Below are 21,629 nucleotides of genomic sequence, written 5' to 3'. Positions count from 1 at the left end.
TCAGTCGTCGTCCTGCGATTCGGCGATATGGCGAAGTGCGCCGGCGTCGACTATGCGCAGGCCGCCGCGCTTGATGGCGATGATCTGCCGGCTGCGCCAGTCGTTGAGCGTCTTGTTGACCGACTCGCGCGTGGCGCCGAGGAACTCACCCAGTTCAGACTGCGAGATCGGTATCCAGCCTGCGCCGTCGGCCAGGACGCTGCCTAGAAAGACCAGTCGTTTTGCCAGCCTCGCTTCGATGCCGAAAAAGGCCTGATCTCCGAGCTCACCGCTGACCCAACGCAGCCGCGCGCACAAAAGTTCGATCATGGCGCGCGCCAGGGATAGGTTTTTCTCAATTCGATCAAACAGTTGTGTTCGGCTGAGCGAAACCAGCTCGCATGCAGTAAGACAGATCGCGGTGGCCGTGCGTGGGTGTCCGTCAAGTGCTCCGATCTCTCCGACCAAGCTGCGCGACAGCTCAATATTGGCCACCAGCTTCTGGCCGCCAGGCGAATAGATCGAGATCTCCACCGTGCCGCTCATCACACCATAGATGCGGTCGGCGGCATCTTCCTGGACGAACAAATGCTGGCCGGCGGCGTAGCGCTCGAGTTTGCAACCAGTGAAAAGGAGGTCAAACTGTCGAGGATCGATCCGCGCCAGCCGTGGCAGATCATGTCTGGTGTTCGCGCTGGCGGTTGGCATGACGGCTTTTCCGATGTTGTCGTGACAGGATGACTGTACGGCAACAGCGGGATCGATCAAAGCTAATGTGATTTTGAGCGCTGCCGCTTGTCAAAAGAGAGGGGTGGCCGGAAAAACCGATCCCACCATTCGGTCTCGGCGGAAAAGCAGAACGGGCAAAGCTGTCGTGGGTGCCAGTGCGCCCGGCCACAACTGCTGCAATGCTTGATCAGGAAGCGGCCTTCGCGCGCGGCCTGCCAGAAGGGCAGCGTGTCAGGTGCCGTTCTATGTCATCGCCGACGTTCGGCAGTTTCGAGGGCTTGAACTGATACTGGGACACGGCAGGGAGATTACGCGCATTTCGTCGATGATCAGGGAGGCGGCGATCGAGCAATTGCCAGTCGCCCATCCCGAGTATCCCGGCGTCGGCATCGCGGTCTTGCAGCTTTCCGGGCCAACGGAGGATCCGAACGCCGACTGGAAAAAGTGGTGACCATGTCCTCGGGTACGTTCTCCTGGACAATCCGGCCACATGGACCGGGTCGATCAATCGTTGCCCCTGCGGCACTGGCACCTACTCCAAGATGGCCGTCCTGCATGCAAAAGGCGAATTGCCGCTCAATCAGGATTTCCGCCATCAGGGAATCGTTGGCACCATATATACAGGCCGCCTCATCGGAGAGGCGCATATCGGAGACAGGCCCGCCGTTGTTCCCACCCTCTCAGGGACCAGTTGGATCTTTGGGCTGAATACGATCGTGTTGGACAACGATGGTCCTTTCCCAGAAGGTTTCACCGTGGGCGACATCTGGGCCTGAATTTCGGATTTTCGCTGCTCGTTTCGCCGCGAAAGCTTGCAATCGACAAGGAACAACAATGCGTACGAAAGCCTCTATTCGTGTCGTCGGCTGTCATGCCGAAGGTGAAGTCGGTGATGTCATCGTCGGAGGCGTCCTGCCGCCGGCGGGCCACACGATGATGGAAAAGATGATCACGATGGAACGTGATCACGATCATATTAGGCGGATGCTGATCTGCGAGCCACGCGGCAGCGTTGCGCGGCACGTCAATCTGCTGGTTCCATCGACGCGCGAGGATTGCGTCGCCGGCGCCATCATCATGGAGCCGACGGAATATCCTCCGATGTCCGGTTCCAACACGATCTGCGTTGCCACCGTGCTGCTCGAGACCGGCATGGTGCCGATGCAGGAGCCCGAGACACGCTTCAAGCTCGACATGCCGGGTGGCGTCATCGAGGTGCGCGCCGAATGCCGCGACGGCAGATGCCTGTCGATCACCTTCCGCAACGCGCCCGCGTTTGTCGATCGCCTGGATGCCAATATAGACGTCGAAGGGCTCGGCACGCTTACGGTCGATATCGCCTATGGCGGCATGTTCTATGCGATCGTCGACGCCAAGGCGCTCGGCTTTTCGGTCGTTCCCGACGAGGCTCGCGAACTGGCTGTGGTCGGCGAGAAGGTCCGCCGGGCGGCGCGCGAACAGCTCGATGTCGTCCATCCGGAATTCGACCATGTGCGCGGCGTTTCGATCGTGCAGTTCGCCATGCCATTCCAGGGCCCCGGCAACGTCACCCGCAACACCTGCATCGTCTCGCCGGGCCGCTCGGACCGCAGCCCTACCGGAACCGGCACATCGGCTCGCATGGCTGTGTTAAAAGCACGCGGCTTGATGGAAGTGGGCGACGTGTTGATCCATGAATCGATCATCGGCTCGCGCTTCACCGGCAGGATCGTGGAGCTGACGGAAATCGGCGATCGCAAGGCAATCGTTCCGGAGATTACCGGCCGGGCCTGGATCACAGGCGAGCATAGCTACTATCTCGATCCAACCGATCCATACCCGCAAGGCTATGTGCTGTCGGATACCTGGGGCACCTCCACCTCGGTGAAGCAGTAGGTGCGTCGACGGCAGGGCTGTGCGGCGTTCAAAATACCAAGGATTCCGGATTGACCGAGGCAGACGCGCGCCAAAAAGCTCGAGGCATTCCAGACTTGTCCGCGGGCCCCTCGCTCACGCCTGTCGCCTCTCATCCGCCAGACCTCGAAGTCGGGCATTTCCATGGTGAAGACAGGTGTATTCAGCGCACCCGTCGGCGGATTGAAGCCTGGCGGGTGCGTCGGATCCGGACAGCTGCGCCGGTACAGTATGACTCTCATTGCGGATGGTTCGGCTCTGGGGTAATTTAGACCTCGATCGGATGAGAAAGTGCCCGCTGTCGCGACGGCTTTCACTCTGTTCCTGTCTCGGCAGATTGTGAACTCTTTAACAGACCTTGATACCGCAAGCTGTGCTTGTGGTTGTCAGGTAGTTGACGGTTAAGGCAGTTGCCATGTTCCGACTTTGCGGATTGATCGCAGTGTTCCTCGTAGCGGCTTTTACGAGCTTCGATGCGTCGGCCGATCGAAGGGTCGCCTTGGTGATCGGCAATTCCGACTACCGGCAATTCCCGGCACTGAAGAACCCGGTCAAGGATGCGGAGGACGTCTCCAAAACGTTTCGACTGGCTGGGTTCGAGGTCTTCGTTGCAAGCAATCTCACCAAGCTGCAGTTCGAAGAGCAGTTCCGCAACTATCTTTCCGCCATCGACGGTGCCGACCTGGCCGTCGTCTACTATTCCGGTCACGGTTTCCAGATCGGCGGCGAAAATTTCCTGATTCCGGTCGATGCCTCGTTGAAGCAGGCGGCGGACATCGAGGTCCAGGCCATCAAGCTCAACGATGTGCTGGAGCAGATGCGTTCGAAATCGAAGATCCAGGTGATCGTCCTCGATGCCTGCCGCAACAATCCGTTCCCGCGCAAGAATTACTGGCTGAGAGACCAGCTTATCACCGCCGGCAATGCCGGGCTCGCGCAGGTCAGAAGCTCGCTGAACACCCTCATTGCCTTTGCGACCGAGCCTGGGGCGGCGGCCTATGACGGCAACGGCGACCTCAGCCCGTTTTCGGCGGCGTTTTCCCGTCGCGCGCTGGCCCCGAACCAGGAGATCCGCACGGTCATGGCGGCGGTGCGTCGGGATGTGGTGGAGGCAACAAACGGCCTGCAGGTTCCCTGGGAGAACTCGTCGCTGATCGACGAAGTCGTGCTGATGCGCCGCAGCAACCGCCCCTCGTTGCCGCCGGTGCTGGAGAAGGTCGTATTGTCGGGAGTGGGCCCAGTCGATCTCGGCCTGCCGGAACCGGTGGATGTCGACGGCGGAACGATCACCGTGAGCATCGAGAGAGCGCCTGCTCTCGGGCACCTGATGCTGGACGGGAAGCCTGTCGAGATTGGCGAACCGATCCAGGGCAAGGACCTGCCGCGTTTGCAGATGGATGTGCCCAAGGGGATCGCCGCGCAGGACGAGGTGGATATGCTGGCCTACGCCACGCATGACAATTGGGGCGGCCAAACCCAGGGCATCCTGGTGTTTCGTGTCAAGAGCGGCGAAGGCGCCCATGGCGAACAGATCATGGCTTCGCTCGAGGCCGAGCAGAAGCAACAGGTTCTGGAGCGCGGTATTCACATCACCGGCGCAGCCGAGGCGATCGAAAACCGCGACATCCGTGTTCCCATTGGGGTGGGACCGGTTGCGCTGAACCTGGATTTCCCGACTGACGATCCTGCGGTCAGCCTGAAGGTCTCGGGATATCCGGCGACGGGAACCCTCTCGTTGCCGGATCGAACCCTGTCGCCGGAATCGAGCCTGATGGCCGGCGAGGTCGACCGGTTGCGCTACGAACCCCAGATCGGAGTCGCCGCGCCGGTCGAGGTCGGCTTCGAAATCCGTGCGGACAGCAGTTCGTCCAAGCCCGCCACGATGAAACTGTCGCCAAGCGTCGATCCTTGCGACCAGGCTGCTGGCGAACCTCTCGATCTGCAAGGCGTGGTTCCCGGCCTGCTGCCCAATGAAATCGGCGCTGAGGCCGTGAAGGCCTGCGAGGCAGCGGTGAAGGCCTATCCCGATGTCCCGCGCTTCCGCTACGAACTGGGTCGCGCGCTGCTCGCAGCCGGCAAGGTCGAGGAAGCGAAGACAGCCATCGAGGAGGCCGCCAAGAAGGGACATGTGCGTGCGGTGTTCGAACTCGGCTACTTCTATTCAACTGGCACCGGAATGGTCATCGACCTCACGCAGGCCAACGCCCTTTACAAGGCTGCAGCAGACAAGGGCGATCCCTATGGGATGACGGCATGGGGCCGCGCCTTGTTCAATGGCTATGGCATCAAGCCCGATACCGCTAAGGGCCTGGATCTGCTGCTCAAGGCAGCGGCGATGGGGCACACCTATGCCATGAACGATCTTGCCGCGATTTTCACGGAAGGGCGCAACGGCGCGCCAGCCGACTCGGCCCGCGCCGTAGCCTTCCTCAAGGCCGGCGTGCAGCGGCAGGACATGTATTCGATGAACCTGCTCGGCCGCAATTATCTCAGCGGCCAGGGCGTGCAGAAAGACCCGAAGCAGGCGCAGGCGCTTTTCCAGAAGGCCATCGAGCTCGGCCAGCCCTACGCTCCGGCCAGTCTTGGGCGAATGTATCGAGATGGCGTTGGCGTGGAGCGGAACCTCGCAGAAGCACAAAGACTGTTTGAGCTGGGGACCGCCCGGGGCGATCAGTCCGGTGCCTATGATCGCGCCGCTCTCGAAATGGACAAGGGCGACAAGGCCGACCAGGCCGTCGCCGTGCGTTTCCTTGCATTCGCCGTCGCACTAGATCTTCGCAAGGAACTGCCAGGCGCGCCGACGAGCCTGGCACAATTCGGCGTGAAGGCGAAAACGGCGGCGTTGAAAGAGTTGCGGCAGGAGCTCAAGTCGAAGGTCCTCACGTCTGGTTCGCTGGACACTCAACTGGTCAAAGCTGCCAGGCAGGTGTGGGAAGAAGCCAATCCGCGTCGGGACTTGTTCTGATCAAATGTGGGAGGCAATGGTGGGCACGGCATTGAAACAAGCATTCATTGGAACAGTTCTGTCCGGCGTCCTGGCAGGGCTCATGGGCTGCACGTCCTTGGTGCCCCAGCTTGAACCGAAACCGCTTGTGGCGAAGCCCCAGCCCAAGGTTGTTCGGACGGTGCCGCCGCCGAAGGTCGTCAGACAGAAGAAGGTAGCCGTCAAGAAAGTGGTCAAGCCGGTTGAAGTGGTCCAGCCGGCCGAGGGAGCTCCCGAAAAGCCGCCTGTCATTCCAGCTCTTGGCGGCGGTGGCGGAGGCACAGGCGGCAGTAGCGGGGGTTCAGCCGGAGGCAACAGCGGCTGGTGATGACGTTGAGGCGGGCCGGGCACTGTTCGGCAAGCGGCGTTTCCACCGGAGACAGTGAGATCCAAACCCCAACAACGGCTAACCCCGAAGGCAGCCTTCGCGTCCCTATACCTGCCTTTGTGCGCCATCCCGCAACTTGAGCACGAGCGACATTTTCACGCCTTCGCGACGAGTGGCGTGCCTGCTCGCCAACCAGTCGCAAGTGCTCTATGCTCCCGCCAGGTGTCGTGTCGATACGGTTGTGCTGGGCAGGGGCGTTCCATGTACGAAGTCGTCGCATTCTGGTGGAAGACAACGTCGAAGGGCGCTGCTGCAAGGGCTCTAGGCCTGATCGTCGCGCTTTCCGGCTTGCTGCTGCTCGGATCGCAAGCCGCCAACGCCGCGCCGAACTGGACGCTTGATCCCACAGCTTCGGTGATCACCTATCAGTCGGTGAAGAAGAACACGATCGTCGAGACAAACAAGATCAGGAACATCACCGGCACGCTCAGCTCGGCGGGTGATGCCAAGGTCACCTTCGACCTCAATTCGGTCGATACCGGCGTCGACCTGCGCAATGTCCGCATGCGCTTCCTGTTCTTTGAGACATTCAAGTACCCGACGGCCGAGCTGACGGCCAAGGTGGACCCCGCCGCATTCGCCGATCTCGCGACAAAGCGCAGGGTGAAGTCGACGCTGCCTTTCCGTCTCAATCTGCACGGCGTCGACAAGGACCTCGAGGCCAGCATCGTCGTCACCATGATCAGCGACACCATGGTGTCGGTCGCTTCGGAGGCTCCGGTCGCTGTCCATGTGGAGGATTTTGGCTTGCTGCCGAACGTCGACAAACTCCAGCAGGCGGCCAATGTGACCAACATCGTGCCCACCGCCTCGGTGTCGTTCGATTTCGTCTTCACCGCCGACGGCAGCAAGCCAGCCGCCACCCAAACCGCCGCGGCGAGTTCCGCCGATGTAGGGCCTGTCGCCACCGACGCCGCCAAGGCGAACTTCAGCGATGAGGAATGCCTGAACAGGTTTGCCGTGCTCTCACGCACCGGCGCCATCTACTTCCGGCCGGCCAGCGCGCGGCTCGATGCGAAGAGCCGCCCGTTGCTGACGGAGGTCGAAGGTGTCGTCGGTAAATGCCCAAGCCTGAAGGTCGAGGTCTCCGGCTATACCGATTCCGATGGATCGCCGGAGGCGAACAAGCAGCTGTCGGAGCGGCGGGCCCAGGCGGTTGCCGACGCGCTGATTGCCGCGGGTATTCCGCGCAACCAGATCAGTGCCGCCGGCTATGGCGAGGAGCGGCCGGTTGCCGCCAACGATACGCCCAAGAACAAGGCGCTCAACCGGCGGATCGAGTTTTCCGCCACCAAGCTCTGAGGTTCCGGTGGGGTGCGATCTGATTGCCCGTTGCGGTGGCCTCTTTCGCGCTGCTGGGTTTGCGGTGCTCGCCTTGCTTTTGACGTTGACGGCCGCCAGTGCCGAGCGCCGCGTCGCGCTGGTTCTCGGCAACTCCCAGTACCAGCACGCGGCGCCGCTCGCCAATCCGGTGCGCGACGCCCGAGCCATGGCCGAACGCTTGAAGAAGCTCGACTTCGAGGTGGTTTCCGGCTTCGACCTGACCAAGCCGCAGACGCAGGCGACGATCGCCCAGTTCGCAAAACAGGTGCGCGGTGCCGACATCGCGCTGTTCTTCTACGCCGGCCACGGCTTGCAGGTTTCGGGCAAGAACTATCTGCTTCCGGTCGACGCGGCGCTTGAGGACGAGACCTCCCTCGACTTCGAGGCCGTGTCGGTTGATTTCGTTTTGCGCCAGATGTCGCGCGAGACCAGCATCAGGCTGGTGTTTCTCGACGCTTGCCGCGACAATCCACTCGCCGAGGTGCTGGCCAAGACCGCGGGTGTCAACGGCGCAGGCAGCGGCCTTGCCGAGATCCCGATAGAGAATGGTGGCGCCGGCACGCTCGTCGCTTTTGCCGCCAGTCCCAATCAACTCGCCTATGACGGGTCGGGCGAACATTCGCCTTTCACCTCGGCGCTCCTCACGCGTATCGGCGAATCCAACGTCTCCATCACCGAGGCCATGAACAAGGTCACCAGCGACGTCTTCAAGGCAACCGCCGGCAAGCAGCGTCCCTGGATCAACGTTTCGCTGACCACGGAGGTCGTTCTGCACAAGGTCGATCTCAACGCGCCATTGATCGTGGGCGAGACCAGCGCACCTCAGATCGAAGGCGGTTCAGACGCGCGCAACACCGGGGTTGCAAGCGCATCGGGCCAAAGTGACGATCAGCTTGCGCTCGATGTGCTGCGCCAGAAGATCCCCAGGCTGGCCTCGGACGCTCCGATTTTTTTCGACCATCCGATCGATTTCGGCGATCCGGCAATCGACGGCAAGAGCATCGCCCAGCTGATCAAGGGCAAGCCCCTGTTCAGCCCTGTGGAGGGATTGGACAAGTCGGTGTGGGAGGGCAAGCACTGCGACGGCTGCCATGAATGGGATGAGGCACGGCTGTGCGAACAGGCGAAAAATTTCGCGGCCAACGATGTCTCTGTTTTGCGCCTGCAACATCCGCTTGGAACCCGCTTCAAGGTGGCGCTAGCCAAATGGGCTCAAGGTGGCTGCAAGTAAGGCAGGACGATAATGGCATACGCACGGTTTCTGTCGGGGTGGATGCTCTAGTAAGTATCCGCCGATTGGCGCGGCGCCTCGATCTCGGCCATCTGGATGCCCATTTCGACAAACGCGGAAAGAACGGCAAAGCGGTCCGCGAGTGCGACGCGCGCCAGCCCGGCCAGGATCCCGGCATTGACTGCATGGGCGGCAGGATACGGCTGCAAGGCCGATCGTGCTTCTGTGCCGGCAACAGATCCGCCAGCAACAGAACCATTGTCACGCCATCCCGCCGCCAGGGCAATCCAGGCGCCCGGCGTTGTCGGCAACGCTGCCTCCGCCTGGCCCACCGCGGCGCGATGGTGAGGGCTGTCCGGTTCACCGACCCAGTCGCGAACATAGGCGAGCAACTCGTGATCCGTCCCATCGAGCAGCTCGCTCAGATGGCTCAGGCATTCATGCGCCCACCAGACCGCGGCCCGATCGGGAAGCAGGTAGGCACAGAACGTGATCGCCTCCTCGGGAACGCGCCCGGCGAGGAGGTCGCGGCAAAACTCGATCGACTGCTGTTCGGTTGGAGGGGTGCTCATGTCCCAGGCAATAGCGGGACAAGCCATGAAGAGATCCCGTGCCGTCTTGAATCGAAGCCCATTGGCCATGACCGCCACGCTTTCATCGAGGAGCCTTAACCACTCAAGCCCCAGGCGCGGCGCGGGTCAAGTCTCAACCGGTGACGCTGCAACAACTGCCGGCGCCACCGTATCCCCTGGTGTTTATCGACAGACAATTGCCCCGGAGTTTGGTATGATCGCATTCATCGAAATCGGATGCTCAAGCAGGAGTAACCGCTATGCAGTGGGGCAGTTCAGCCTTTGTGTTGGCGGTCGTGTTTTTCTCGACCCACGCTTCCGCCGACCCTGTTCAGAAATCAGAAGACATCGTGAAGTTTTTTACCGGCGCGGCCGACCTCGGCAAGTCGCGAGGAATTTGTGTCGGGACCGAGGAGGAGTGCAAAAGCAAGAGCAAGGCGAAAGACGCGCCGGGCGAAAAATCCAGCCTCGATATGCTGATCAATTTCGGGTTGGATTCGGCCGAACTCGACACCACCGCGCGCGCTGAACTCGGCGAGTTCGCCAAGGCGCTGAAGGACAGCCGGCTGAGCACGTTCAACTTCGTCGTCGAAGGTTTCACCGACGCCACCGGCACGGTGCACTACAACGAAGGCCTGTCGCAACGGCGGGCGCAATCGGTGGCAGCCTTCCTGACGGCCAGCGGTGTCGAGCCTGCGCGCATCAACGCGATCGGCATGGGCGAAAAGAACCCGCGCAGCCCCAACCCTTACGATCCCGTCAACCGCCGGGTCGAAATGCGGGTAAAGACGCAATAGCGCGCTGCTGCGTGCTATTGCTCCAGGAACGCCGGCGGTCAGTTCTTGAGCACGCCGCCTACTGCCACACCGGTGCCGAAGATCAGCGCCTTGGTGAGGAAGTCGTTATTGTCCCGGGGCGGCGGAAGATCATCATCCCGCAGCACCACGGTCTCCCGGTTGCGCCGCTTCTGAACGACCTGTTTTTGTTTGCGGGGTTTCTGCGCCACCGGTCTCTGCGTGCGGACCTTCTCTACCACTTGCTTTTTCGGCTGCGTCGCACGGGCCTGATCGGCAGCATATCTGGCGCGCACGGCTTCCATCATCGGATCTGTCTGGATCACGAGGAATGCAAGTTGCTCGCGTGTCAGATAGGTGGTCTGCGGCAGGCCGTTCTTCGCTTGCCAGATGCCGATCGCCTGACGGGTCTGTGGGCCGATGTTTCCGTCGACGCGGCCAAGCTCGTTGCCCAACGCTTCGATGCGCAATTGTAGGTCGATGCGACCCTGGCGGTCGAGGCCAATGGCACTTTCGGTCAATTCGGTGCCCGGTGTCTGCTTGACCTGGTCCGGGACGCCGACCGAGGTGCGCACCGCGGAGCCGGAACTGGCATTCGCCTGGTCCGTATCGAGTGCCGCGACCTGCCGGTTTTGGGCTTTCGGGTCGTTCAATTCATCAATGTTCAGCCGCGCCACTGTGGCGAAGCGGCCGTTTGGGAACTGCTCGAGATAAGCCTCGTAGAACGGCACCGAGTTGCGTTTGGATGCTTCATCCCAGAGCCGCTGCTCGACTTCCCAGGAAGGCGCGTCACCAGCAACTGGGGCAGGAGCGGTGGCCGCGGCGGCATCGGCAGGCTTTGCCGCAGGCGCGGCCATCGCCACGGGTCCCATGAAGACCTCGCGCCCCAGCGACGCGTTGTGCCAGGGCCTCTGGCGACCTTGTGTCGTCTCGGTCACTTCGCCGCGCACGCGCGTCAGCGCGCTTTGGATCTCAATGCCGGGTTCGGTCAGGTGCCTGGCGAGCGCCGTGGAGTACGGGCTGTTGACGCCGTTGCCGTCGAAAGCGATGGCGCCCGGATCGGTTGCATAGGCGATCAGGATGCCGCCTGTGCCTACGCCTTCCGATTTTGCTTCGATCGGCGCCAGACCGGAGCCCAACGAGCGCGACTTCGGCAGCGAGGCGGCCAGCGTCCTGGCCAGTGGATTGTCGCGGCAGGCATCGAGGATGATGACGCCGACCGCCGGATCGGGCGGCAGCGCCGCCAGGAAGTCGTCGACCTGAATGGTGCGGGTCTTGAGATAGGCCGGCGACGTCAGCTCGGCATCGACCGGTATCAGAAAATTCTTGCCATCGACCTGCATGCCGTGCCCGGCATAAAAGATGACGGCGAGGTCGGCGTCGTAGGATTGCTCTGTGAACCGGCTGATGAGGCTGTGCATGCCGGCATTGTCCTGATCCATCCCCTCGATCACCTCGAAGCCGGCATTGCGCAGCGTAGATGCGATAAGGTGCGCGTCGTTGGCGGGGTTGGGCAAGGCGACAGCATGAACATATTTGCTGTTGCCGATGACCAGTGCGACGCGCTTGGCGACGGGCGCGGCTGCCCCAGCGCTGAACGCGGCAAGGATAAAAAGGAGAAATCCGCTCAGAAATACGGTGAACGCTTTCATGGACCAGCCCTCCGCCCATCAGGGCGCACTGTTGATGTCTGCGCATGCTAAATTTCGTCAGCGACACGGTCGCTTATGCCAAAAATGGCTCTTGGACGTATGTGATCTCGACCACAGTCTTGGTTCACAAAGGGCCCGAAAAAAGTCGCATATAATAACACTTTGCAGCGGGAGCACCAATGGTCCGATGGCAGCTCATAAACCACAAGGGCAGGTTCAAAGCGTATTCTGAATCGAGCTTATGACGGCCGTGACGGCTTGCTTGTATTTTTCGAACTCCGGCGATGTCTGGCGGATTTCCGTCGTGCTGGTTGTCTGCTGGCCGGCGTCGGTCGCCACCCGAGCAACCTTCTGACCCATTTTCCTTTCTGCCCAATCCACGACATAGCCAGCCGTCTTGCCCGTGAGAAAGGGATTGGCTTGAATGACGGCGGACCCGAGCACGGCGCTCAGTTGCGCCGAACTCGACGCAGACAGCACCTGATGCGCGCCTTCCATGCCCAGGAAATGGCAGAGATAGAGCCGGCCGGCTGTGATTTGATGGCCGCGTGCCCGAAGATAGGCTTCGCCTTCCCGCGCCAGATTTCGCACCATCTCGCGCGAGATCGTGGCGTCGTAGCGCAGAGCGAGCAGATCGGCGGTCGACAGCGTTCGTGCTAGCTCAGGGCGGTAGGTGTTCATCATCCGGATCCAGGTCTTCGTTATGAACTGGCCTGCGCCGGTTGCTGAAGAATTTGGGTTCTTGGCGCGAGCGCTGCCACCACTTTCGACATGAACGATACGGTCGGTCAGCGTCTCGACAGCAGGATCATTCGTTGCCACCGCGGCGGTCACCGTGCCCAGCGGATCGATCGCCTCGCCATTCTGATAGAGTTCGAAATGCAGATGCGGTCCGGTAGACAGGCCGGTGGTGCCGATATAGCCAATGATGTCGCCGGCCTTCACCTTTGTGCCGACACCGCTTGCTATTGCGAATTTCTGCATATGCGCGTAGCGCGTCTCGCTTCCATTGGCATCCGCAATTTTCACCAGGTTGCCGTAACCGCCGCCGTCGCCCTGGAAGGTGATCTCGCCGTCGAAGGCTGCCGCGATCGGCGTACCCACCGGGGCCGCCCAATCGACGCCCTTGTGGATGCGAACCACGCCCAGAATTGGGTGCTTGCGTGGACCGAAGGTGGACGTCATGACCCCGTTGACCGGCGTGACCATGCCGTTGGTGACCGTCAGCGAGCGAACCTGATCATCGCCGGTAACGCATGCAAACTGACCGTCACCTTGCTGGAAGACGAAGCATTCGAGGCTCTTTTCACTACCCTGCACACCGACATACAACACGCGCCCGTCCGTCTCGCCCTTGCCGCGCGGCGTTTGCGAATAGATCAGGACAAGGCGCTGGTCCTCGCTGGCGAAGGCGTCCAGATCCTGTCCTCTCGACAGGTACATGATCGCTTCGCCGATCACGCCGGTCGGAACTTTGTTGCGCGCCGCCGTTGAATAGATCGCGTCGAGCAGGCGATACTGCCGCTTGTGCGTGCCTTCCTCCGGTGCGCCCGAATAGTTGAACAGATCTTCGCGGACCCAGGGATCGACACCCGATACGAATGCGCCCGCGGCGTTGCGCGTCAGCGTGCCGACAAATACGTTCTTGGCGTAGATCGACACCTGCATGAGCGACATTGTTGTCGTCTCGCGAGTCGGCCTGAAACCGCGCATGGCGACGACATAACCCGGTTCCAGGCCTTCCCGGTTGAAAAGCGCCTTTAGAGCTTCGCCCGCCAGCTTGGCGTCCTCGGCGGAGAAATGAGCATCGAGCGCAACGCTGTCCAGGCTGCGGTCGTTGAGGATTTTCACGAAAGTGTCTTCGGTCGCCTCGAACCGCTGATACTCATTCGTGACGGTTGCGACACTCGTGTTGTTTTCGATCTGCGTCTTCTGGAATGCGGGCAGGGCTGCCTCGCCTGCATCGATTGTTTCACCCCAGCCGGCTTCGGGATCATCGGTGCCCACCTGCTGTCCCGCAGCCGCCGGAGCCTCGTTGGGAGCAGGCGAGGGCTGAAGATCGTTCTGCAGGTCCCCCGCCGGTGGCTGAAGATCGTCCTGCAGATCGTTGGACGGCGGCGGGGCTGTCTGCCGTTGCGCCTGGAAGAATGCGAAATCCTCCTGCGTCGACGGTATCGTCGTCATGAATTTTTCGCTGGCGCTGAGCATCACATCCGACAGGATTTCGATCTGCGGAGAAACCCCGGCCTGATCGAGATCCGACGGCCTTGCGATCGAATGCCCCTTCGACGAGGTGTCGGCGTCGGGGGCAAGGGTAATCCACATCGGATCCCCGGCAAGGTCGATGATGGCAGGCACATAGACCGATGCATCGGCCGGCACGTCGTCCACCCCTTCGACCGCGTGGAGTTCTTCGTCTTCGTCGCCGAACGACCAATAGTCCGCGGTGAGGTAGAAGCCCACGGCGATCGACAGCATGACAATCGCGGCAAGACCGGCAAGCAGCCGGCGCCAGAGCTTGCGTCTGCGAAGCGCAAGGCGCGCCTGCTTTTTCTGCCTGAAGCTCATGTCTATACTGTGCGTCACTGGCTGCTTCCGGTCAGGAAGAACGTCCACCGCACCTGTTCGAGCGTATCGACTTCGAGAAATTGCGCCGCGATATGGCCGCGCTGCCAGCATTCTTCGATGCCGCGGATCGAGAAACGTCGTCGCTCGATACACATTTCGGTCGATCCGGTGAGGATCGCATGGCCAAACACGTCCGTGGCATAGATGTAGATATAGCGGTTCGTCAGTTCCTCGCGGATGACGTTCACGCATTGATTTGCGCCGATCGTCCACCAGCCGTCGGTCTGGTCCGCATTGTCGATCTTCTGGCCCACCGCGAGATTGACGACGTCGAGTGTCTGATTGCAGACCGTGAACTCGGCTCGCGCTTCGCCCGATGACAGCACGGCCAGCAGCGCCGCGCCCGAGATGACCGCAAGCTTCATGCGGCCCGTCAGCGCAAGCAGGGCTCGAACCGGATCACGCTGCTTTATGGGCAGGTCGGCGGACGAGTGAGGCAAACACGGGCAGCGTTCCATCGGGCGCGCCCATGCTATCCGCCGAGCCGGAAATACTTGGCAGTGGCTGAGAACTGAGATCCGTCGATCTCGATTTCCTCGAGAATCTTGGGGAGCAGCACCGAGGCTGGCGTGGGCGTGGAGAACGCAGCCGCCTGAATATCCTGCGGGCCCGTGATCACCATTATGATCTGCGGCACAGCCTTTCCGGCAGCCTTGTCGGCGGCGCCGAGGCCAATCGGAATGCTGAAGGTAGCCTTGTCCGATTGCGCGACGATGCGGTCGTCGAGATTGAACACCATGCCCTTATGATCGATCAGCAGCACGCTGGAAATGAGCCCGCCACGCGTCACCAGCGTGCCGCGGATTGGCGTACCGTTCGGCACCGATGTCCGGTCGAGAACAAGCTGCGGCTTGTCGGCCGCGGTCTGCCCCAGAAAGCGCAGAAAATTGGTGACTTCGCATTGGCTCGGCTCAATGAGGCGGACGCTGATGTCGGGCTCGACATGGAATTTTGCCTGGAAATCGCCCAGCATCCGTTCGAATGGCTGGACCGCCGTTCCAAATCCTTCGATCGCGGCGGCCGTGTCGGTTGATGAATTCATGGTCGCATAGAAACAGTCGCCGCCGCCGAAGTCGCGAACCCAGGCGACTCGTTGCGCGATGTCGTCGACGACCGGGGGAACCGCCGGTTTGGGTACGTTCAATGCGACGACAGGTTGGTCCGGCTGTTTGGCTGCCGGTGGTACGGTCTTTTGGCTCTCGGCGTTCGCGACATCTGTCTGGCTTGCGGTGGGTTTGGGCGCCGGCGCGGCCACCTTGGGCGCTGCCGGCTGGCTGGGCTGTGGTTCGGGTTCGGGCTTTGGGCTCTCCACAACCTCTGGCTGGGCCGGCGGGGTCTTTTCGGTCGGCTGCTGCGCGTCCGTTGCCGATGACTTCGGGGGTTCCTCGGTTTGCGCGGGGACAGCGGGCTTCGCCGGCTCCGGCGTTTGCACTGCCTTGGCATCTGCCTGGCTTCCAGCCGGCGGGGCGCTCGCCTCTGTTTGCGGTTGCGCTTCCATTGCCGGCGGCTTCGCGGATTCCTCGGTCTGCGAAGGGAGTTCGGCGGGCTTGGCCGGCTGCGGCTTTTGAGTTGCCGCGCCATCTGGATGGTTTTCAGCCGGCGGCAAGCTGGCCTCCGGCTGCGCGGGCGGAACTGGCTTTGCCGGTTCGGGCGCGTTCGCGACTTTGTCCGTCGAGGTCGGCTTTGACGTTTCCGGTGCAGGCTTTGATGGTTCGGGCGCGGAAAGCGATGTCTTGCCGGCAGTCGGCGTCGCCGGCGTCATGAAGCCGCTCAGATACAGGCCCGTGCCTGAGGCGACGGCCAGCGTCGCCAAGGCAGCGATCGCGATGGTTCGGGTCTTTGTGGGTCTTCCAGCCACATCCGCCGTGACCGCGCGCGGAGGGCCGGCGACCGGCGAAGGCTGCGGTTCGGACAAATGCGCGGGCCGGACATGCGGGACGAAGCGCTGCTCGCCCGGACCGGTTGCCGTCGGCGCGTTGTGTCCCGCTACATTGGATGGCTGGGGCTGGCCCTTGGGATCAGGAGCAAGGGTATACCCGGCCGGTGGCAAAGCCGGCCGGTTGCGGGGTGTGATGGACGTCGGCGGCGTTGTTCCTTCGTCTTCGCCACGCGTCATCCTGGCGATATCAGCCATGCTGACCGGCCGGTCTCGCGGATCCGGTTGCAGCATGGCTTCAACAATGCCCCGAATATCGTCGTCGATGTCGGAGAGATCGGGCACGGCACGGCGCTTTTCGATGATCTCGAACTGCGATCCGCTCATGTCGATCGGTTTCCCGCGCAGAGCGGCGGCCAGCACAAGCCCAAGGCTGTAGATGTCGGACTGTTCACTGACGTCGCCGCTGTAGAGCCCGAGCTGTTCGGGCGAAACGTAGTTGTACTTTCCCGCAAACTTTCCGCCGATCAGCGTCTCCCCGCCTACGGTCGCTGATCGCGCGATGCCGAAATCGATGATCTTTGCGCGGTCGACCCGGCCCCCTGGCAGGATGATATTGTCCGGCGAGAGGTCGCGATGGATTGCTCCCGCTTGATGCACGGCGCTCAGGCCGGATGCGAGGCGATGGCAGAGCTTGCGCACCTCTTCCGTCGGCATCGGGCCACGTCGCATGATGTCGTACAGCGACTCGCCGTCGACGAACTCCATGGCAAGGTAGGGACGGCCGATCCCGGGATCTATGGTGAAGACGTGGTATCGCACGACCGCATCATGCGACAGGTGGTTGAGGATCGAGGCCTCCTTGCGAAACAAGGACAGGATCGTCTGGTCACGGGCAAACTCGGGCAGGACGATCTTGATCGCGACGTGGTCTCCGGTCTGGATGTTGTGGCCACGGTAGACCTCGCCCATGCCGCCGAACGCGATCCGCTCATCAAGTTCGTAGATGCCGCTGAGTTGCGTGCCTACGGCGGTATTGGCCACCTGCGGCGATATTCGCGTCTTGTCGTCGGCGCTCATCAGCCTCGGCCCTCCGCTCCGGACAGATCAGGGTGGAGCGATTGTCCGTTGCGCCCATTTCGGATCTTCACCAGCACGATGGTGACATTGTCTGTTCCGCCCCGCATCAGCACCGTTTCCAGCAGATTTTCGCACGCCGCCTGAGGTGTCGCCGATACGACTGCGGCCTCGATCTCCGCGTCGGTGACATGCGCCGTCAGCCCATCGGTGCTCAACACAAAAATGTCCCCCGGCATCAGTTCGCCTTGTTGGAAATCGATGACGAATTCGTCGCTGACGCCGACCGCATGCGTGATGACATTGCGGCGTGGCCAGGTGAGCGCCTCGGCTGCACTGATCATGCCTCGATCGAGGAGTTCCTGCACTTCGGTGTGGTCTTTCGAAATCTGCGAGATCGAGGCGTTGCGGATCAGATAAATCCGGCTGTCGCCCGCCCACAGGCAGGCAAACCGTCCGTCCATCGCCAATAGGGCGGCGACAGTGGAACCGATGGTTATGCCGCGAGATTCCGATATGCCGCGGATCTCGGCATTGGCTCGGCTCAGCCTGTCCTCGAAGCGCGCCCGCAGATCCGGTGCGGAGCTTGCGATGCCGATCGTGGCCAGATGGTCGACGATGCTGGCCGAGGCGACCTCTCCGGCATCATGCCCGCCCATTCCGTCGGCCACCACCCAGAGGCCGGTTCGTGGCTCGAGCAGATAGCTGTCCTCATTGAGTTCGCGGACACAGCCTTTATGGCTCACGCCGAAGCTCTCGAAGAAAAGGGCGACATCGTTCAATTTGCCACCAAGCGCTTCTCAAGCGCCCTCTGCGGCACACCGCCAGGCGCCCGCTCGAGCCACTTTGCCACAGGCTCGAACATTAGAGTATCTAAATTAAGGCCCGGGCGCCGGAGGCTCATGCAAGGTGTCACCGCATTGAAAAGCTCGAAGTCCATCTCAAAACGCCTTCGGACAGTTGAATCCGGAAAGTGCGGAAAGGAAGAAGGGGCTGGGGCCTGAACCAGTCTGGATCGTATAGGTGACGTCGCGCCCGCCGATCACGAAGCGCGCTTCGACGTTGCTGCCGTTGCTGGTGACGGTCGCCTTGTCCAGCAGCCGCTTCAGCGCCCACGGCCCTTCGAACTTGATGGCGGATTCGCGGCCTGGCATTTCCGGCGTCAGGCTCAGGCTGGCGGAGCCGAAGGCCGTGCCGCTCGGCCAACTCACGGTGCTTGGCGCGTTGCTCGCCTGGTTGCTCTGGACGGTCTGGCCGTCGACATCGAGCACCGCCGCATCGGCATCGCCATGCAGGGAGAACGGCGTGAAGGTCACGCTGACCGAGGGCACCGAGCCGCCCTGGGGAAAAAAGGCGTTGCGGATTTCGGCCGCCAACTGGAAGTCTTTCAGCGTCGACTTCGACAGGTCGCGCCCGAAGCGCGCGTCCTGTTTCCAGCTCCAGTCCTGACCGGTCATGTCGATCAGCGATGCGAGGTTCTGTGCGAAGAACCGGTCCATCAGCCCGCCCGGAGCGAACAATTTCGCGAAATCCGCCATCGCGATGTCCTCGGTACCATTGCCGGCGAAAGGATAACGGCCGTTGACTGCCGCCTCGCAGGGCTGTGTGACCGTCTGGTCGAGCATCTGGTTCAAATTTGCCACCGAGGTCTCGGTGACGTTGCCTTCAAACTCGTCCGCCGTCGCATTGACCATCCGGCCGAGTTGCTTGGGCAGTCGCGAGACATTGGCGCGAAGGGTGGCGATCTGGAGCTGCAGGTTTGCGTTGACGCGTTCAGTCTGGGAAGGCACGTCGGCCGCCATTTGCAGGCTCTGGTAGATATCGCGAAAATTCTGGGTCAAGGCATCGATCGGGCGGTGTCCGGCAGGACCGCTCACCAGCGCCTGGAACGACCTGAATTGCGCTTCGATGTTGGCCCCGGGATTCTGGTTTTGCGCGCTTACGGATCCTGTGCCGGCACGGCTTTGCGATTTTCCGGTGGCGATTTGTATGCCGATGCGAGCCAGACCCTTGGCCATGCTTGCGGCGTCCTGTGACTGGCCCGTGCCGCCTTCAACCCCGGTGCCTGAGCCCTTGCCTGAAGCAGCGTCCCGCGCCAGAGCTGTTTCGTCGGCGATCGCCGTAAACAGCTGTTCGATCGGCGAGGTTGGCGAGGCGGCGGCGGAAAGCGCGATATAGTGCGGCTTGTCCTTCAGCATCGCTTTGAACTTCAAGCCGTCGAGAACACTGTTCCACGCCGTGGCGAACTCCTTCCCATAGCGATCGAGAAGTTCGGGGCCGAGCTTGGGCAACTCCTGATCGATACCGCCTTGCTCGCCGCCGCCACCGAGCACCCACTGGTCGTCGACGAGCGTCTGGGCAATGCGCGAGAGTTGCCCGAGATAGAAGGTGTTGAAGCCGGCATGGGTATAGAGGCCGGGAACACGAAGGCCTGACAGATCGCCGCCATCGACACGCTCGAACAGCAGCTGCGCTTCCGGGCCGCTTTTCAGGGAAACAGAAAAATCATCCAGCGCTGCCGCGTATACCGCGGATTTGACCAAAGCGGAGGCACGGTCGGCAAGGCTCATGCGCCCGAGCGACCGTTGAGCGGCTTCGACGAGCGGTTGGTTGAGATCGAAAACCGGATCATAGGCATCGTCCAACGCAAGCATGGCGTGCAGGTGCTTTTCGAGCTGCTCGCGTCCTTCGCGGTTGTTTTCACCTGGATACCGGTTCTGCTCCCAATCCTGCTTCATCCAGGAAAGGATCAACGCGTCGTCGACCTTCGGCGCCTTGCCGCCAAGCATCAGATAGATTTTCAACGGCTCGTAGAGCGCGGCGGGATCAGCCATCCTGGCCTGGATCGTCCGCTCGGCCTGGATCAGCAGGCGCGATCGGAACATTCGTTCCAGCGCTTGCCGGTAAGCGGTCTTGGACGCCGAAAGAAGTCTCTCCCGTTGGCTGAGGCCGAACGTCTCCTCGATCGGTGTCGGCACGTTACTGGTCTCGAATCCAGCCGGTAGATTGCGCAACTGGTCGAGCGGACCAATGACGTTTTCGAGGTCGACATCGGTGACCTCGGTGCTTTTGAGCAGCGCGTCCGCCGTCTGGCGATACTGGCTCATGGCCTGCGTGGTGGAAGCGATCAGTGACCTGTTGGCTGTGAAGCTCAGGGCCAGGGTGCCGAGGGCGGCCGCCGCGATCAACGCGATGGCGCCAAGGCCGGCGAATCTGGCGATCGCCGCACGTCTTACGGCTATTTTGTCATACGAAACCCATCCGGATTCGGCAAAAATGACGTCCGTCAGCAGATCGTGCAAGAAGAAGCTTTTGCCGGTTCCGGAAAGATGGGCGCGGGGGTTACTGCCGAAATTGCGGCCGATCGCGCCTAACACCTGATCGATTGGCGTTCCCTCTTGCGTGCCTGAAGAAAAATAGAGTCCACGCAGGCTGACATTCACCTGGCTGCGGGTCGGATCGAACAAGCTGGCGATGAAATTCGTAATTCGCTCCTTCAGCGCGCCAAACTGCGCCGGAAAGCCAAAGACGGATATGCGCGCGACCGGATCGGCCTCTTCCTGAAGGCGGTCAGGCATCTCCTCTGCCAGGCGTCTTGCCAGTGCATCGAATTCGGCCGGAGCCTCGGCGGCCATATTCTTGTTGCGATCCGTCGTCTGGAACGTCGCGCCCCAGACCTTGCGCCGGCGTGACTCGTCGAAGCCGCCGAAGTAATCCATGAACCCGGAAACCAGGTCGGCCTTGGTGAACAGCAGATACACCGGAAACTGGATTTTCAGCGTCTCATAGATTTCCCGCAGACGACTGCGTATCTCCACGACGTGAGCGTCAAGCTGCTGATCGTCGAGGCTGATGAGATCGGCAAGGCTGATGGCCAGGATAACGCCGTTTATCGGTTGCCGTGTGCGGGCTCTCTTGAGCAGCGACAAGAAGGCGAGCCAGCTCTTCTTGTCGCTCTCGGCATTGGAATCCTGCGTCGTGTAGCGTCCGGCGGTGTCGATCAGGACGGCCTGGTCGGTAAACCACCAGTCGCAGGAGCGTGTTCCGCCAACGCCCGCAACTGGCTGGGCATCACCTGAACCGGCCAGTGGAAAATTCAGACCCGAATTGACCAGCGCCGTTGTCTTGCCGGCGCCGGGCGGGCCTATGACCACGTACCAGGGGATCTCATAGAGGAAATTGCGCTTGCCGTTCGACCGCTTGAGCGCCGCCACGGCCTCATTCATGCGGGCTTCGAGCACCCGAGAGTCGTCATCGCGGTGGTCATTGTGTACGACCACGGTTTCGAGCTCTTTTTGCGCTTTTCTTGCTTGCCAGAAACGCAGGCCATAGAAAAGCGCGAGCGCTGCCACGATCGCACCGATGATAGTCGCGCGCAGCCAGGCAGGTCCAAGAGGACGGGTGTCGGCGAAGCGGATCAAGGGTCCGGCAAACCACACTGCCGCCGCAAAGCCGGCCAGCGCGATCATGCTGAATATCCGCAGCAGCCAACGCGTCATCGGCG

16 protein-coding genes are annotated in these 21,629 nt (G+C 61.7%); 7 read left to right on the top strand and 9 right to left on the bottom strand.

Annotated features, from left to right (window positions below; all coding sequences use genetic code 11):
- Positions 1–687, bottom strand: coding sequence for a Crp/Fnr family transcriptional regulator (locus ASD12_RS03075; protein ID WP_056581818.1), 687 nt, complete (start codon positions 685–687; stop codon positions 1–3).
- Between the two features lie 62 nt (positions 688–749).
- Complete coding sequence (locus ASD12_RS32665) at positions 750–935, bottom strand: zinc ribbon domain-containing protein (RefSeq protein ID WP_082525235.1); 186 nt, start codon at positions 933–935, stop codon at positions 750–752.
- Positions 936–943: 8 nt separating this feature from the next.
- Here ASD12_RS32665 and ASD12_RS35125 point away from each other — a divergent pair, with 8 nt between their 5' ends.
- The 6 genes from ASD12_RS35125 to ASD12_RS03045 all read left to right on the top strand — a co-directional run bounded on the left by ASD12_RS35125 (position 944) and on the right by ASD12_RS03045 (position 8,526).
- Positions 944–1,159: a hypothetical protein gene (locus ASD12_RS35125; protein ID WP_244482716.1), complete on the top strand. Its 216-nt coding sequence runs from the start codon at positions 944–946 to the stop codon at positions 1,157–1,159.
- Between the two features lie 91 nt (positions 1,160–1,250).
- Positions 1,251–1,484, top strand: coding sequence for a proline racemase family protein (locus ASD12_RS35120; protein WP_244482715.1), 234 nt, complete (start codon positions 1,251–1,253; stop codon positions 1,482–1,484).
- Between the two features lie 58 nt (positions 1,485–1,542).
- Positions 1,543–2,583, top strand: coding sequence for a proline racemase family protein (locus ASD12_RS03065; protein ID WP_056581817.1), 1,041 nt, complete (start codon positions 1,543–1,545; stop codon positions 2,581–2,583).
- Positions 2,584–3,016: 433 nt separating this feature from the next.
- Positions 3,017–5,566 (top strand): caspase family protein, encoded by a 2,550-nt coding sequence (locus tag ASD12_RS03060; RefSeq protein ID WP_056581816.1) that lies wholly within the window; start codon positions 3,017–3,019, stop codon positions 5,564–5,566.
- 607 nt (positions 5,567–6,173) lie between these two features.
- Positions 6,174–7,274 (top strand): OmpA family protein, encoded by a 1,101-nt coding sequence (locus ASD12_RS03050; RefSeq protein ID WP_056581815.1) that lies wholly within the window; start codon positions 6,174–6,176, stop codon positions 7,272–7,274.
- A 73-nt stretch (positions 7,275–7,347) separates the two neighbouring features.
- Positions 7,348–8,526: a caspase domain-containing protein gene (locus ASD12_RS03045; RefSeq protein ID WP_244482714.1), complete on the top strand. Its 1,179-nt coding sequence runs from the start codon at positions 7,348–7,350 to the stop codon at positions 8,524–8,526.
- Positions 8,527–8,573: 47 nt separating this feature from the next.
- On the opposite strand, the gene ASD12_RS03040 is transcribed toward ASD12_RS03045, so the two are convergent.
- On the bottom strand, positions 8,574–9,167 hold the full coding sequence (locus ASD12_RS03040; RefSeq protein ID WP_200953678.1) for a hypothetical protein: 594 nt from the start codon (positions 9,165–9,167) through the stop codon (positions 8,574–8,576).
- A gap of 191 nt (positions 9,168–9,358) precedes the next feature.
- Here ASD12_RS03040 and ASD12_RS03035 point away from each other — a divergent pair, with 191 nt between their 5' ends.
- On the top strand, positions 9,359–9,895 hold the full coding sequence (locus ASD12_RS03035; protein ID WP_056581813.1) for an OmpA family protein: 537 nt from the start codon (positions 9,359–9,361) through the stop codon (positions 9,893–9,895).
- Positions 9,896–9,933: 38 nt separating this feature from the next.
- Here the strand turns inward: ASD12_RS03035 and ASD12_RS03030 are convergent, their stop codons facing one another.
- The 6 genes from ASD12_RS03030 to tssM all read right to left on the bottom strand — a co-directional run bounded on the left by ASD12_RS03030 (position 9,934) and on the right by tssM (position 21,624).
- Entirely contained in the window at positions 9,934–11,544 is a 1,611-nt protein-coding gene (locus tag ASD12_RS03030; RefSeq protein WP_056581812.1) for a caspase family protein, read from the bottom strand.
- Between the two features lie 216 nt (positions 11,545–11,760).
- Positions 11,761–14,130, bottom strand: a complete 2,370-nt coding sequence (locus ASD12_RS03025) for a M23 family metallopeptidase (protein ID WP_056581811.1) — start codon at positions 14,128–14,130, stop codon at positions 11,761–11,763.
- Positions 14,127–14,537, bottom strand: a complete 411-nt coding sequence (locus tag ASD12_RS03020) for a DUF1036 domain-containing protein (protein WP_162252209.1) — start codon at positions 14,535–14,537, stop codon at positions 14,127–14,129. The genes ASD12_RS03025 and ASD12_RS03020 overlap by 4 nt, the downstream gene beginning before the upstream one ends.
- 107 nt (positions 14,538–14,644) lie before the next feature.
- Positions 14,645–17,128, bottom strand: a complete 2,484-nt coding sequence (locus tag ASD12_RS03015) for a serine/threonine-protein kinase (RefSeq protein ID WP_056581810.1) — start codon at positions 17,126–17,128, stop codon at positions 14,645–14,647.
- Positions 17,128–17,907 (bottom strand): protein phosphatase 2C domain-containing protein, encoded by a 780-nt coding sequence (locus ASD12_RS03010; protein ID WP_056581809.1) that lies wholly within the window; start codon positions 17,905–17,907, stop codon positions 17,128–17,130. The genes ASD12_RS03015 and ASD12_RS03010 overlap by 1 nt, the downstream gene beginning before the upstream one ends.
- Before the next feature lie 159 nt (positions 17,908–18,066).
- Positions 18,067–21,624 (bottom strand): type VI secretion system membrane subunit TssM, encoded by a 3,558-nt coding sequence (gene tssM, locus ASD12_RS03005; protein ID WP_056581808.1) that lies wholly within the window; start codon positions 21,622–21,624, stop codon positions 18,067–18,069.
- Between the last annotated feature and the right edge of the window lie 5 nt (positions 21,625–21,629).

The organism is Mesorhizobium sp. Root102, from assembly GCF_001425625.1.
GTDB lineage: Bacteria > Pseudomonadota > Alphaproteobacteria > Rhizobiales > Rhizobiaceae > Mesorhizobium.
This window is presented reverse-complemented; position numbering and strand designations above follow the sequence as displayed.

What these genes read in the sequence shown, in the direction of transcription:
- ASD12_RS03065 (WP_056581817.1), top strand. Translation starts at nt 1,543, where the DNA reads ATGCGTACGAAAGCCTCTATTCGTGTCGTCGGCTGTCATGCCGAAGGT.
- ASD12_RS03015 (WP_056581810.1), bottom strand. Translation starts at nt 17,128, where the DNA reads ATGAGCGCCGACGACAAGACGCGAATATCGCCGCAGGTGGCCAATACC.
- ASD12_RS03075 (WP_056581818.1), bottom strand. Translation starts at nt 687, where the DNA reads ATGCCAACCGCCAGCGCGAACACCAGACATGATCTGCCACGGCTGGCG.
- ASD12_RS03060 (WP_056581816.1), top strand. Translation starts at nt 3,017, where the DNA reads ATGTTCCGACTTTGCGGATTGATCGCAGTGTTCCTCGTAGCGGCTTTT.
- ASD12_RS35120 (WP_244482715.1), top strand. Translation starts at nt 1,251, where the DNA reads ATGGCCGTCCTGCATGCAAAAGGCGAATTGCCGCTCAATCAGGATTTC.
- ASD12_RS03050 (WP_056581815.1), top strand. Translation starts at nt 6,174, where the DNA reads ATGTACGAAGTCGTCGCATTCTGGTGGAAGACAACGTCGAAGGGCGCT.
- tssM (WP_056581808.1), bottom strand. Translation starts at nt 21,624, where the DNA reads ATGACGCGTTGGCTGCTGCGGATATTCAGCATGATCGCGCTGGCCGGC.
- ASD12_RS03035 (WP_056581813.1), top strand. Translation starts at nt 9,359, where the DNA reads ATGCAGTGGGGCAGTTCAGCCTTTGTGTTGGCGGTCGTGTTTTTCTCG.
- ASD12_RS03040 (WP_200953678.1), bottom strand. Translation starts at nt 9,167, where the DNA reads ATGGCCAATGGGCTTCGATTCAAGACGGCACGGGATCTCTTCATGGCT.
- ASD12_RS03020 (WP_162252209.1), bottom strand. Translation starts at nt 14,537, where the DNA reads ATGAAGCTTGCGGTCATCTCGGGCGCGGCGCTGCTGGCCGTGCTGTCA.
- ASD12_RS03030 (WP_056581812.1), bottom strand. Translation starts at nt 11,544, where the DNA reads ATGAAAGCGTTCACCGTATTTCTGAGCGGATTTCTCCTTTTTATCCTT.